Source organism: Streptomyces sp. NPDC094034, from assembly GCF_040303865.1.
Lineage (GTDB): Bacteria > Actinomycetota > Actinomycetes > Streptomycetales > Streptomycetaceae > Streptomyces.
The window spans coordinates 83,249-96,748 of sequence record NZ_JBEOUD010000030.1; the positions used below are offsets into that span (position 1 = coordinate 83,249).

11 protein-coding genes are annotated in these 13,500 nt (G+C 69.7%); 9 read left to right on the forward strand and 2 right to left on the reverse strand.

Annotated elements, in window-relative coordinates; translation table 11 throughout:
- Window positions 1–338 precede the first annotated feature (338 nt).
- On the reverse strand, window positions 339–593 hold the full coding sequence (locus tag ABTZ59_RS24790; RefSeq protein ID WP_351415105.1) for a hypothetical protein: 255 nt from the start codon (window positions 591–593) through the stop codon (window positions 339–341).
- A gap of 214 nt (window positions 594–807) precedes the next feature.
- Between ABTZ59_RS24790 and ABTZ59_RS24795 the strand changes: the two genes are divergently transcribed.
- Window positions 808–2,160 carry an NsdA family TPR-like regulatory protein gene (locus ABTZ59_RS24795; RefSeq protein WP_351415110.1) on the forward strand — a complete coding sequence of 451 codons (1,353 nt, stop codon included), beginning with the start codon at window positions 808–810 and terminating at the stop codon, window positions 2,158–2,160.
- Window positions 2,161–2,211: 51 nt separating this feature from the next.
- Here the strand turns inward: ABTZ59_RS24795 and ABTZ59_RS24800 are convergent, their stop codons facing one another.
- Window positions 2,212–4,029 carry a bifunctional metallophosphatase/5'-nucleotidase gene (locus ABTZ59_RS24800; protein WP_351415115.1) on the reverse strand — a complete coding sequence of 606 codons (1,818 nt, stop codon included), beginning with the start codon at window positions 4,027–4,029 and terminating at the stop codon, window positions 2,212–2,214.
- A 269-nt stretch (window positions 4,030–4,298) separates the two neighbouring features.
- Here ABTZ59_RS24800 and mshD point away from each other — a divergent pair, with 269 nt between their 5' ends.
- The 8 genes from mshD (at window position 4,299) to pstS (ending at window position 13,388) form a co-directional block, all read left to right on the forward strand.
- Window positions 4,299–5,219: a mycothiol synthase gene (mshD, locus tag ABTZ59_RS24805; protein WP_351415126.1), complete on the forward strand. Its 921-nt coding sequence runs from the start codon at window positions 4,299–4,301 to the stop codon at window positions 5,217–5,219.
- Window positions 5,220–5,347: 128 nt separating this feature from the next.
- Window positions 5,348–5,812, forward strand: a complete 465-nt coding sequence (locus ABTZ59_RS24810) for a GntR family transcriptional regulator (RefSeq protein WP_351415143.1) — start codon at window positions 5,348–5,350, stop codon at window positions 5,810–5,812.
- Complete coding sequence (locus ABTZ59_RS24815; protein ID WP_351415148.1) at window positions 5,809–6,768, forward strand: ABC transporter ATP-binding protein; 960 nt, start codon at window positions 5,809–5,811, stop codon at window positions 6,766–6,768. Before ABTZ59_RS24810 ends, ABTZ59_RS24815 begins: the two co-directional genes overlap by 4 nt.
- Window positions 6,765–7,730: an ABC-2 membrane transporter-related protein gene (locus ABTZ59_RS24820; RefSeq protein WP_351415153.1), complete on the forward strand. Its 966-nt coding sequence runs from the start codon at window positions 6,765–6,767 to the stop codon at window positions 7,728–7,730. The genes ABTZ59_RS24815 and ABTZ59_RS24820 overlap by 4 nt, the downstream gene beginning before the upstream one ends.
- Window positions 7,731–8,093: 363 nt before the next feature.
- A complete protein-coding gene (locus ABTZ59_RS24825; RefSeq protein ID WP_351415160.1) occupies window positions 8,094–10,322 on the forward strand; it encodes an RNA degradosome polyphosphate kinase in 2,229 nt (742 codons plus the stop codon).
- Entirely contained in the window at window positions 10,309–11,382 is a 1,074-nt protein-coding gene (locus ABTZ59_RS24830; protein WP_503003566.1) for a CHAD domain-containing protein, read from the forward strand. Before ABTZ59_RS24825 ends, ABTZ59_RS24830 begins: the two co-directional genes overlap by 14 nt.
- Before the next feature lie 134 nt (window positions 11,383–11,516).
- The gene (locus ABTZ59_RS24835) at window positions 11,517–11,900 is read left to right on the forward strand and encodes an NUDIX hydrolase (RefSeq protein ID WP_503003568.1); all 384 of its coding nucleotides are present in this window, start codon (window positions 11,517–11,519) and stop codon (window positions 11,898–11,900) included.
- Window positions 11,901–12,260: 360 nt separating this feature from the next.
- Window positions 12,261–13,388 (forward strand): phosphate ABC transporter substrate-binding protein PstS, encoded by a 1,128-nt coding sequence (pstS, locus tag ABTZ59_RS24840; RefSeq protein WP_351415165.1) that lies wholly within the window; start codon window positions 12,261–12,263, stop codon window positions 13,386–13,388.
- The last annotated feature ends 112 nt before the right edge of the window (window positions 13,389–13,500 follow it).

The following is a 13,500-nucleotide window of genomic DNA, read 5'->3' on the forward strand; positions in this document are numbered from 1 at the left end:
CACCACTGATCGGCGCTTCAGCACCGGTTCACTCGTGTGTGTGATCCCCGGACGAGCGAGGCCGCCAGGGTGGCACACCCGGCGCATCCACCGTATTTACAGGAACGGTCGGATCGGCGAGAGCGCGCGGCTTGTCGCGTCCCCGCCAGAGCGTAGACATCCGGGGCAGTTGACGGCCCGGAGCCATTGGCTCCAATACTCGTCACCAGCCGGGGTTTCACCGCAATCTGCTTTACCGTCCTTCACCCCGGCTCGGGTTGGGAATCCGCCACGTACGCGATGTACCGTCATGACGTCATCGCCCAACGTGCCCGCCATCCACTCGCCGGTCATGCCGGTCATTCCGAATCTCCACTCTTCCTGGACGGCGGGCATTCGAAGTTCCGCGCGAAGAAGGCGGAATCGTCCAGTCTGGCCAACTGGTCCTTGATCGCCCGTTCCTCCAACCGCCGCAACTGGGCTGCCTTCGACACCAATTCCGCGAGGACGGCCCGCCGGTACCGCGCGACCGCGCGTCGCCGCCTGACCAGCCGCGCGTAGTCCCACAGATCGTGGAAGACGGTCACCACCAACACCCCCCACTCGCCGGCCATCCGAACGGTTCGCCCACCACTCCGGGTGCGCGACGGCGTCCAACTGCCCTCGTGGCCGCCCCGCGTCCACCGGTGCCGCTTGGTTTCACCATGATCGTCACTCCTCCATTCCCTTCTCGCTCTAGGCAACGTGACGACTACTCACAGCGCTACTGTGGTGACAGCGACAGGACTTAAGACCTTTAAGGGCTATCCGCGCGGGGAGTTGGGGCCAGTGAAGACACCGGAGCCGAACACAGCACTTGAGCGGCTCTACCGCGAAAGCGGGTGGACCCTGCGCCAGCTCGCCCAAGAGGTCAACCGCATCGGGACCGAGCGAGGAACGCCGCTCAAGTACCGGGAACCCTCAGTGCACCAATGGCTGAAGGGGCACATGCCCAAGGAGGGCGCCCGATCGCTCGTCCTTGAGGCATTCGCCCGGAGACTGCTCCGTCCGATCACGCACGCCGAGGCGGGCTTCCCCACTCCCTCGGAAGGATCGAACGCCCATCCGGGTACGGTGGAAGGGCTGATTGACCTGGGGAGGCAGGATATGGACCCGTCCCGCCGCAGCGTCGTGGGCGCGGCATTGTTCTCCGTCGCTCTTACCGTTCCCAACTGGCCGGACGTTCTTGGGCGGATGGAAGCCGCCCAGACCGGAAAGACCCAGCGCATAGGGATGGCCGAAGTCGAGATGGTCATCGCCATGACCGAGCGCGTTTCGGAACTGGACGACCAATTCGGGGGACGGCATGCCCGGCCCATGGCAGCCGCGTTCCTGGTGAACACGGTCGCCCCGTATCTACGGGCGGACGCTCCAGGGCCCGTCCGCAAAGCGATGATGTCGGCCGCTTCCGATCTCTGCTACCTCACCGGATACATGGCGGTCGACGAGGGGGTTCACGGTCTGGCCCAGAAGTATTATCTGAAAGCTCTGGAGTTGGCCGGGGCATCCGAGGACCATCTGACCTATTGCACCACGCTCCGCGGAATGAGCGTTCAAGCTGTTGACCTCGGACACGGAAAAGCCGCGATGCGGCTCGCGGACGCCGCCGCCGCGGCCTCCCCGCAGGCCGGTCCCCGAATGCGGGCCTTTCTCGCCGGGCAGCAGGCTCATGCGTCGGCACAGATCGGTGACCGCTCGAACGCCCTCTTATATCTCCGAGAGGCCGAAGTGGCCATGGACAAAGCGGAATCCCAGCGAAGAACTTTCGGTTCCTATGATCCGGCGGCCTTGAATTACCACACCAGCCAAGTTCGATACGAGCTCGGTGACGTTGCGGGCGCGGTAGAAGCGATGCAGCAGGCCGACAGATTGCGATCCAGCATCTATCGGCGCACCCGCGTCCACAGGCGCGCCATCATCGCCGAACGCCAGTTGGCCATCGGACACTTGGAGGCAGCGTGCGCCACCTGGAACACCGCGCTGGACGACTACCCGCTCGTTCGGTCGGGCAGAGTGGACCAGCGCATGCGCACCATGCTGCGACTCGTCACACCCCACCTCAAGAATCACGCGGCGCGTGACCTCTACGAGCGAGCACGCCTGGTCACCCCCGCGCTCGCCCGGCACGCCAAAGGGCGGTGAGCCCCTGGCCCACCGCCCCTCGGTGTTACGCGACTTCCGCTACCACTACCGCTACTTCAGGATCGTGATCCTGTCCGCAGCCGGCGGGGCCAGCGGCGCCTGCGCCGTGGAGTTCGCCGCCAGGTAGGCGTTGAAGAGGTCCAGGTCCGACGGACCGACCAGCTTGTTCTTGCCCTGGCCCAGGACCGCGAAGCCGTCGCCGCCGCCGCCGAGGAACTCGTTCATCGCGACGCGGTAGGTCTTCGCCGGGTCGATCGCAGCGCCGTTCAGCTTCACCGAGTCCGTGACGACCCGGGCCGCGCCCGTCTTGGTCATGTCCAGGGTGTAGGTGAAGCCCTTCGAGACCTGAAGGATCTTCGGGAACGCCTCGTTCGAGCCACTGACCTGCTGCTGGAGCGCCGTGATCAGCTGGGCGCCGGTCAGGTCCACCACGTTCATCATGTTGGTGAACGGCTGCACCGTGAAGGCCTCGCCGTAGGTCACCACGCCGTCGCCCTCGCTGCCCGACGCCTTGTAGACCAGGTCCGCCCTGATCCCGCCCGGGTTCATGAAGGCGATCTGCGCGCCGCCCTTGTCCGCCGGCGCCATGCCCGCGAGCTGCGCGTCCGCGATCACGTCACCGAGCGGCGACTCCGGGGTCGTCGCACCGCGGCCGTTGATGTCCGCGGAGATGAAGCCCTGGGGGGCGTTGGCGATCGGCGCGGCCAGCTTGTTCCAGCGCGCGATCAGGTCGGTCATGTCCTTGGCCTTGGGCTGGTCACGGGTGACGACGTGGTTCGCCGACTTCACGCTCGTCCGCACGATGTCGTTCGTACGGAGGTCGTAGGTGAGCGTGGTGTCCGTGTAGAGCTTGCCGAACGAGGAGGCGGACGTGACCAGTCGCGGATTGCCGGACGGGTCCGGGATCGTGCACGCGTACGCCTGGTGCGTGTGGCCCGTCACCAGCGCGTCGACACTCGGCGAGATGCCCTTGGCGATGTCGACGATCGGCCCGGAGATGCCGTCACCGGCGCCCGGGCTGTCGCAGTCGTAGTTGTACGCGGTGGACGCGGGCGCCCCGCCCTCGTGGATCAGCGCGACGATCGACTTGACGCCCTGGCGCTCCAGCTCCTTGGCGTACTTGTTGACCGTCTCGATCTCGTCGTGGAACTTGAGTCCCTTGACGCCCTCGGCGGTCACGATGTTCGGCGTGCCCTCCAGGGTCACTCCGATGAAGCCGACCTTGACGCCGTTCTTCTTCCAGACCGTGTACGGCTTGAGGATCGGCTTGCCGGTCTTCTCCGACGTCACATTGGCGGCGAGGTACGGGAAGTCGGCGCCATTGAACTTCTTCCCCTTCTCGTAGCAGCCCTCCGTCGGGTGGCAGCCGCCGTTCTGGAGACGCGCCAGCTCGACGGCGCCCTCGTCGAACTCGTGGTTGCCGACGGTCGTCACATCGAGGTCGATCTTGTTGAGCGCCTCGATGGTGGGCTCATCGTGGAAGAGGCCGGACAGCAGCGGGCTCGCGCCCACCATGTCGCCGCCCGCCGCGGTGATGGAGTACGCGTTGCCCTTGCGGGCGTTGCGCAGCGAGGTCGCGAGGTACTCGACACCACCGGCGGGGATCGCCTTGGTCGTACCGTCGGCCTGCTTCTCGGTGACGGTCCCGGCGGAGCCCGCGGGCGCCTCCAGGTTGCCGTGCAGGTCGTTGAAGGACAGCAGCTGTACGTCAACGGTCTTCGGCTTGTGGTTGCCGTGGCCGTGGCCGTTGCCCTTGTCCTGGCCGGCCATCGCCGGCAACGCGGCGACGAGCGCGCCAACGGTGGCGAGGCCCGCGGCGGTGGCAAGTATCCGCCTCGCCTTGCGCTTCTTGTGCGGTCTCGGTGACATCGGTCCCCTTGTGAATCGTGCTGTGAGCTGTACGCGCTGCGCGCGCCGGGTTCTTCAAGATCGCACGTCTCTTGAGAATCATGAAAAGTCAGATTCTGATAAGGACGGCGAGCGGCAGCCTAGAGTCAACGCGCGTAGCATCACAGGGGGTGCTGGGTTACAAGCTGGTTGCCTTTGCGGGTGCGGCAGCTGTCGCGACCGGGTCCATACCACGTCCCGGCCGGGGGGCCATACCGCCTCCCGCCGCGCCCCGGCCGTACCCTCGACCCATGACTGACGCAGTAGCCCGCGAGCCCGGCCGGCAGATCCAGACCCTCGACGCGCTCACCCCCGAGCAGGCCGAAGACGTACTCGCCCTGCTGGCGGAGGCCGCCGACTCGGACGGAGTGCAGGCCGTCTCCGAGCAGGGCCGGCTCCAGTTGCGCGGCGGACACCGCGAGGGTGTACGGCACTTCCTGCTCACCGTCGACGGTGCACTCGTCGGCTACGGACAGCTGGAGGACACCGACCCCATCGAGGCGCCGGCCGCCGAGCTGGTCGTACGCCCCGGGCTCCGCGGCCGCGGCCACGGCCGGGCGCTGGGCGCCGCGCTGCTGGGCGCGTCCGGGAAGCGGCTACGGGTCTGGGCGCACGGCGGCAGGTCGGCCGCCCGGCATCTGGCCCAGGTGCTCGGGCTGACCCTCTTCCGTGAACTGCGCCAGCTGCGGCGGCCACTGGTCCCGCCCGCGATCCCCGAGCCGGTGCTGCCCGCCGGGGTCACCGTCCGTACGTTCGTCCCCGGCCAGGACGACGCGGCGTGGCTCGCGGTCAACGCCGCCGCCTTCGCCCACCACCCCGAGCAGGGCGCGCTCGTCCAGCGGGATCTGGACGACCGTATCGCCGAGCCGTGGTTCGACCCGAAGGGCTTCTTCCTGGCCGAGCGCGAGGGCGAGCTGATCGGTTTCCACTGGACCAAGGTGCACGCCGAGGAGCAGCTCGGCGAGGTGTACGTCCTCGGCATCAGGCAGGACGCGCAGGGCGGCGGCCTCGGCAAGGCGCTCACCGCGATCGGGCTGCGTCATCTGGCGGCGCAGGGGCTGCCGACGGCGATGCTCTACGTGGACGCCGACAACACGGCGGCGCTGACGGTGTACGAGCGGCTCGGCTTCAGCACGCACGAGGTGGACCTGATGTACCGCACGGAGTCCTGACCCCACGGAGTCCTGACCCCACCGAGTCCCGCACCTACGGACAAGGGGAGTCGAGGGGCGGCGTCCTTGACGCCGCCCCTCTCTTACGAGACCCTTTCACTACTTCCCTAGTGAAAGGGTGGTTGCGGATGATCGAATACCGCATCGACCGGCGCAGCGGGGTGGCCACCTACCTCCAGATCGTCCAGCAGACGAAACAGGCCCTGCGCCTGGGCCTGCTGGAGCCCGGGGACAAGCTGCCCACCGCGCGTGAGGTGGTGGCGGCCACCGCCATCAACCCCAACACCGTGCTCAAGGCGTACCGCGAGCTGGAGCGCGAAGGACTGGCGGAAGGGCGGCGCGGGCTCGGCACGTTCGTACGGGGCACCCTCGGCCGGGGCTCCGCCGAAGGTCCCCTGCGGGCCGACTTGGCCGCCTGGGCGGACCGGGCCCGCGCCGAAGGACTGGACAAGGACGACGTGACCGCGCTCTTCACCTCCGTGGTCGACGAGCGCTTCGAAGAGCGCCTCGAAGAACACTCCACACACGGCGAACGCATCACACGCACCGAACGCACCACACGCACCGAACGCACCAAGGGGGACGACACATGACTGGCGCGGCGATCGAGGCCACCGGCCTCGGTAAACGCTTCGCGGGAGTGGGGCGGCGCGAGCGCTGGGCGCTGCGCGGCTGCTCCTTCCGGATACCCGCCGGGCGCGTCTGCGCCCTCGTCGGCCCCAACGGCGCCGGCAAATCGACCTTGCTCGCCCACGCGGCCGGACTGCTCGCTCCCACCGAAGGGTCGCTACGCGTCCTGGGTTCGGCGCCTGCCGACGCCCGCGGGCGCCTCGCCTATGTCGCCCAGGACAAGCCGCTGTACCCGCAGTTGACCGTCGGTGAGACGCTGCGCATGGGCCGCGAGTTGAACCCGGAGCGCTGGGACATGGCGGCGGCCGAGCGGATCATCGAGGGCACCGGCCCCAGCAGCGCGCTCGATCACGGGCAGCGGGTCCGTTCGCTCTCCGGCGGCCAGCGCACCCGGGTCGCGCTCGCCCTCGCGCTCGGCAAGCGGCCCGAACTGCTGCTGCTGGACGAGCCGATGGCGGATCTCGACCCGCTGGCGCGCCATCAGCTGATGGGCGCCCTGCTGGCCGACGCGGAGGAACACGGCACCACGGTCCTGATCTCCTCGCACATCATCACGGAACTGGCCGACGCCTGCGACTATCTGCTGCTCGTGGACGGCGGCCGGGTCCGGCTCGGGGGCGAGGTGGAGGACATCCTCGTCGGGCACCGTCTGGTGACCGGCGCGGCACGGGATCTGGGCGACCTGGCGCCGCACACCGTCGTCGAGTCCCGTACGACGGGGCGCGGAGGGACCGCGCTGATCCGGCCGGCAGGACCGCTGGACAGTAACTGGCAGACGGCCGAACCCTCCCTGGAGGAACTGTTGTTGGCACATCTGCGCTCCCCGGACGCCCCCGTCCTGCTCACCCCGAGCGCCGGACCGCCGCACGGCGACGGCGACGGAACCGGCGATCACGACCGTACGGCGGTGGCGGCATGAGTACCCCGACCCTGCGCGGCCCGGTCTGGGTCGCCGTGCACCAGCACCGCCGGGTGCTCTGGGCGGGGACCGCGCTCCTCGCGCTGACCGCTCTGATCCTGCTCTACCAGCGGTACACCGCGACGAGTTCGGTGAGCGACTTCGCCGGCTCGGGCTGTTCCGTCCAGGTCACCACGGTCGCCTGCGGAGACACCGTCCGGGGCTTCCTCGACGCCCAGTACGCGTTCCACCAGTGGCTCAACTACACAGGCGTCGTGCTGTTCGCGCTTCCCGGCGTCGTCGGCGCCTTCGTGGCGGGGCCGGTGATCGGCAGGGAGTTGGAGTCCGGGACGTACAAGCTCGCCTGGACCCAGTCCGTCTCCCCCGCCCGCTGGCTCCTGTCGAAGCTCGCCGCTCCCGTCCTGTGGACGGTCGTCGGTGGCACGGCGCTGGTGATCCTGTACCGCTGGTCCAGGTTCCAGGGTCCCGAGGGCGTGTACTACGTCTTCTGGTACGACAGGCTCGGCTTCGCCGGGCTCGGCCCGCTGCCCGTCGCGTACGGCCTTCTCGGTATCGCGCTCGGCGCGCTCGCCGGGCTGGTGGCGCGCCGTACGGTCCTGGCGATGTCCGTCACCGCGCTCGCCGTGGGAGGGGCCATGCTCGCCATGATCACGTGGGTGCGCCCGTATCTGTGGCCCAGCGAGACCGTCACGGGCGACGGGGGCCTTCCCGACCTGGCCTGGACGCTCCAGGACGGCGTCATCCTGGCCTCGGGCGAACGGATGACCCGTGAGGAGTGCGCGGCGGGGGACTGGGCGTCGTCGCCGTGCCTGAACCTCCACGAAGGAGGCCGACACTTCACCGACTACCATCCCGCGTCCCATTTCTGGCCCCTCCAGCTCATGGAGACCGGGATCGTCCTGGCGCTGGCCGCCGTGGTGGTCTTCGCGGCCTTCCGGGTGCTGCGCCGCAGCCACGCCTGACACGGGGGCCGGGATCGGGGCGCCGGGTTTCCGGATCGGCGCCCGGTTTCGGCATCGGGCGCCGGTTTCGGCATCGGGCGCCGAATTCCGGATCGGGCGCCGGTTTCGGCCCCCACCCGGTGCCGCCGTCTCACCCATGGCTACGGTGGGGCTCCCCAGAAGCCGCACACGGCCCCGGGGAGCCCCGTCCCGCTTCCCTCCACGTCATGTCGCCGTTACCAGCCATTCAGACGCTCTTGCGACCCTCACTGAATGCAGCCCGCTGTGCCCCCCACGCCGAACGGCAGGACCAACGGCAGGATCCACCTCGCCCCTGCCCTCTCCGACGCGCCCGTCGCGCCCCCGGCGCGGAACAATAGGGACATGAGCCAGCAGCCCGCCGAGGTACCGGTCCAGCACCCCCAGCCGTCCGTCGGCTTCATAGCCGCCCACCGGCCCCACACCGTGGCCGCGACCAGCTCCGACCTCGAACCGGATCTTGACGCCGATCTGGACGACTACGAGGAGGAGAGCGGCCCGGAAGGCACGGATCTGCCCCAGGGCAGGTTCCTCGACCGCGAGCGCAGCTGGCTCGCGTTCAACGAGCGAGTCCTGGAACTGGCGGAGGACCCCACCACGCCGCTCCTCGAACGGACCAACTTCCTCGCCATCTTCGCGTCCAATCTCGACGAGTTCTTCATGGTGAGGGTGGCCGGTCTGAAGCGGCGCATCGCGACCGGTGTCGCCACCCGCTCCGCCTCCGGTCTCCAGCCGCGCGAGGTGCTCGATCTGATCTGGACCCGCTCGCGCGAGCTCATGGCCCGGCACGCCGCCTGCTACCAGCAGGATGTCGCCCCGGCCCTGGCCGACGAGGGCATACACATCATCCGCTGGCCTGAGCTGACCGAGAAGGAGCAGGCGCGGCTCGTCTCGCTCTTCCGCCAGCAGATCTTCCCGGTCCTCACGCCCCTCGCCGTGGACCCGGCGCACCCCTTCCCGTACATCTCGGGTCTCTCCCTCAACCTGGCCGTGACCGTACGTAACCCGGTGAGCGGTCACCGTCACTTCGCGCGGGTCAAGGTGCCCCCGCTGCTCTCCCGCTTCCTGGAGGCGTCGCCCTCGCGGTACGTACCGCTGGAGGACGTGATCGCCGCCCAGCTGGAAGAGCTGTTCCCCGGCATGGAGGTGCTGGCGCACCACATGTTCCGGGTCACGCGCAACGAGGACCTGGAGGTGGAGGAGGACGACGCGGAGAACCTCCTCAAGGCGCTGGAGAAGGAGCTCATGCGGCGCCGCTTCGGCCCGCCTGTCCGGCTGGAGGTCGAGGAGGACATCGCGCCCGAGGTCCTCGACCGGCTGGTCCGCGAGCTGAAGGTGACCGACGCGGAGGTCTATCCGCTGCCGGGGCCGCTGGATCTCACCGCGCTCTTCGGGATCTCGTCGCTGGACCGGCCCGAGCTGAAGTACCCGAAGTTCATAGCGGGCACGAACCGCCAGCTCGCCGAGGTGGAGTCCGCCTCCGCGCCCGACATCTTCGCGGCCCTGCGCAACCGCGATGTGCTGCTGCACCACCCGTACGACTCGTTCTCGACGTCCGTCCAGGCCTTCCTTGAGCAGGCCGCGGCCGACCCCGACGTCCTGGCCATCAAGCAGACGCTGTACCGGACGTCCGGCGACTCGCCGATCGTGGACGCGCTGATAGACGCCGCCGAGTCCGGCAAGCAGGTCCTCGTCCTCGTCGAGATCAAGGCCCGCTTCGACGAGCAGGCCAACATCAAGTGGGCGCGCAAGCTGGAGGAGGCCGGCTGCCATGTGGTCTACGGCCTGGTCGGGCTGAAGACGCACTGCAAGCTCTCGCTGGTGGTACGGCAGGAGGGCGAGTCCCTGCGCCGCTACAGCCATGTCGGCACCGGCAACTACCACCCGAAGACGGCGCGGCTGTACGAGGACCTCGGCCTGCTCACCGCGGACCCGCGCGTCGGCGCGGATCTGTCCGACCTGTTCAACCGGCTGTCCGGCTACTCGCGCCGGGAGACCTACCGGCGGCTGCTCGTCGCCCCGAAGTCCCTGCGCGACGGGCTCGTCTCCCGGATCAACAAGGAGATCGCGCACCACCGCGCCGGTCGCCCCGCCTCGGTCCGTATCAAGGTCAACTCGGTGGTCGACGAAGCGTTCATCGACGCCTGTTACCGGGCCTCCCAGGCCGGGGTGCCGGTGGACATCTGGGTCCGCGGGATCTGTGCGATACGTCCCGGCGTCGCCGGCCTCTCCGAGAACATCCGGGTCCACTCGATCCTCGGCCGCTTCCTGGAACACTCCCGGATCTTCGCCTTCGGCAACGGCGGGGAGCCGGAGGTCTGGATCGGCAGCGCCGACATGATGCACCGCAATCTCGACCGTCGTATCGAAGCCCTCGTCCGGATCACCGATCCGGCCCACCGCGCGTCGCTGACGCGGCTGGTGGAGACCGGGATGTCCGACACCACGTCCTCCTGGCATCTCGGCGCGGACGGCAACTGGACCCGGCATTCCACGGACGCGGAGGGCCAGCCACTGCGGAACGTTCAGGAAATGCTCATAGACGCCCGGAGGCGCCGGCGTGCAGCACCATGAAGTGGACACCGACCGGCTTACCGCGACCGGCCCAGGCGGGCTGACCGCGGGCGAGGTCCTGGCCGGCTATCTGCATTCCCACGCCGGCGACTTCCTGCGCGGCCTGCGGCTGTACGGGGAGAGCGGCGCGGACACGGCGGCGGCCGAGTCGGCCGCCCTGGCACTGCGGGGTGCGGCGCGCAGAATCGGGGGCGGTCTGCATACGTTCCGGCCGCTGCTGGACCCCGGCTGGGCCGACCAGCTCCGTACGGAACTCGGCTGGCTGTCCGGCACCCTGGCCCAGGAGTACGCCTGCACGGCCCGGCTGCACCGGCTGGTGGGGGCGCTGGCCAGGCTCTCCGGCGCGGCGCCGGTGCCCGTGGGCGCCCCGGCCGCTTCGCTCGGTTCCGTACCCGGCGCGCGGGCGGGGGCCGAGGCCGCCGGGCCGCCGCCCGGGACGCTCACCGTCGGCGCGTCCCGCGCGGGCGCGCTGCTGGAGCGTCAGCTGACCCTGGCCAGGACGCGCGCCCACTCGGCGGCGCTCCAGGCGCTCGGTTCGTCCCGCTTCCACGCGGTGGCGGACGCGGTGGCCGTGCTGGCCTCGGAAGTACCGCTGTCGTCGCTCGCCAGTGCCCCGGCCATCGAGGTGCTCGCCAGTCCCGGCGAGAGCACCGAGCGGCAGTTGCTGGACGCCGTCGCGGCCCTGCCGCTGGCGCGGGCCGCGCATCCGTACAACGCGGAGGCGCTGGTCCACGGACTCGCGACCGCGTCGGACGGCGAGGCACAGGACGCCCCCTGGCACCAGGTACGGCAGTTGCTGCGGCTGCACCGGTACGCCCAGGAGGTGTGGTGCCCCGGCGGCGCCCCCGATCCGGTGCTGCTGGGCGCGGGTCAGGCGCTGGACCGGCACCGGGACGCGGCCGAGGCGGCGGCGGCCGCGGCGAACGCGGCGCGTACCCCGCGGATCGCGCCGACGACGGCGTACGCCCTGGGCGTGCTGCACGCGGACCAGCGCCATGAGGTGGAGGCGGCGCGCTTCGCGTTCCAGCAGGTGTGGCAGAAGGCGGCGGTGGCGCGGTGACGGCGACGCCGGGTCCGGGTCCGGGTCCGACCCAGGGTCCCGAGGGACGGCCGGGGCCGGAGGGAATACCGGGGCCCGAGGGACGACAGGCGCCGCGGACGCGCGGGCAGGGAATTGTCCGCGCGGGCGGCTGCGTGCTCTGGCGTCGCTCCCCGTACGGGGACGGCGGTACCGAGATCTGCCTTGTGCACCGCCCCAAGTACGACGACTGGTCCCACCCCAAGGGCAAGCTCAAGCGGGCGGAGGACACGCTCGCCGGGGCCCTGCGCGAGGTCCTGGAGGAAACCGGCCACCACTGCGTGCCGGGAAGCCGCCTCGGCACCGTGCGCTATCTGGCGCAGGGACGCCCCAAAGAGGTCACCTACTGGGCGGCCGAGGCGACGGACGGGACGTTCGTCCCCAACGACGAGGTCGACCGCGTGGCGTGGCTGACCCCGTCGGCGGCCCGCGACCGGCTGACGCAGCCCCGCGACCGGCTGCTGGTGGACGCGCTCCTGAACGCGCTGCACGCGACGTAACGCCGCACCCGGCCCCGCATCTGATGCCGCGTCCGGCGGCGTCCACGCACCACTGGACGCGACATACCACAGGACGCGGCGCGCGTCGCACCAGGCGCACCAGCGCACTTGACGCGACGTCATCCCCCCTTCGTACCGCGTGCGCAGCGCCGGTAGACCCGGCCGGGTGACATCCGCCACCGCCAGAACCACACCGCCCCGCGAGGTTCACCTTCCGTTCACTTGTCCCCGTTGGCGGCTTCACCTGATCTGCCTAATTTCGGCCTTACACGGTGACGGTCACAGTGCCGCACCAGCCACCCCGACGCACGCCGCCGTACAAAGGCTCAGACCGGCGGCTCCTGGAAGGAAACACCCGAAGTGAAGCTTCAGCGCAAGAACGGGCTGCGCGCCACCGCGCTCGGTGCCCTCGCCGTCTCCGGCGCCCTGGTTCTCACGGCGTGCGGTTCGGACGACAACGCTCCCGAGGGCACCAGCACCAAGTCCTCCGCCGCCACCAGCGCGGTGTGCAAGGACGCCAAGGGCAAGCTGCTCGCGTCCGGCTCCAGCGCTCAGAAGAACGCCATGGACCTCTGGGTCAAGAACTACATGGCCACCTGCACCGGCGTAGAGGTCAACTACCAGTCCTCCTCCTCCGGCGAGGGCATCATCGCGTTCAACCAGGGCACGGTCGGCTTCGCCGGCTCCGACTCGGCGCTGAAGCCCGAGGAGGTCGCCGACTCGAAGAAGATCTGCACCGGCGGCCAGGGCATCAACCTGCCGATGGTCGGTGGACCGATCGCGATCGGTTACAAGCTGAAGGACGTGGACAACCTCGTCCTCGACGCCCCCACGCTCGCCAAGATCTTCGACAGCAAGATCAAGAACTGGGACGACGAGGCCATCAAGGCGCTCAACCCCGACGCCAAGCTCCCGAGCGAGCCGATCCAGGCCTTCCACCGCTCCGAGGACTCCGGCACCACGCAGAACCTGGGCAAGTACCTGGGCGCCGCGGCCCCGTCGGACTGGAAGTACGAGGCCGAGAAGAAGTGGCCCGCCCCCGGCGGCCAGTCGGCGTCCGGCTCCTCCGGTATCGCCAGCCAGGTGGCCACGGTCGAGGGATCCATCGGTTACTTCGAGCTCTCCTACGCCGCCTCGCAGAAGATCTCGACGGTCTCGGTCGACACGGGCGCCAGCGCCCCGGTCGCGGCCACCTCCGAGAACGCCTCCAAGGCCATCGCCGCCGCCAAGATCAAGGGCACCGGCAAGGACCTGGCCCTGGACCTCGACTACGCCACCAAGGCCGACGGTGCCTACCCGATCGTCCTCGTGACGTACGAGATCGCCTGCGACAAGGGCAACAAGCCCGACACCCTGGCCACGGTCAAGTCCTTCCTGACCTACACCGCCAGCGCCGACGGTCAGAAGCTGCTCACCGAGGCCGGCTACGCGCCGATCCCGGCCGAGATCAACGCCAAGGTCCGCGAGACGGTCGACTCCCTCTCGTAGTACCGACCGCTGTCCCACCCGTCGCCAGCCCGGCGGGTGAGCCGCTCAGCGGATGACGGCAGCCGGCCCGGACCAAACCTCCGGGCCGGCTTCCGTCCACCCCATCCGGTGC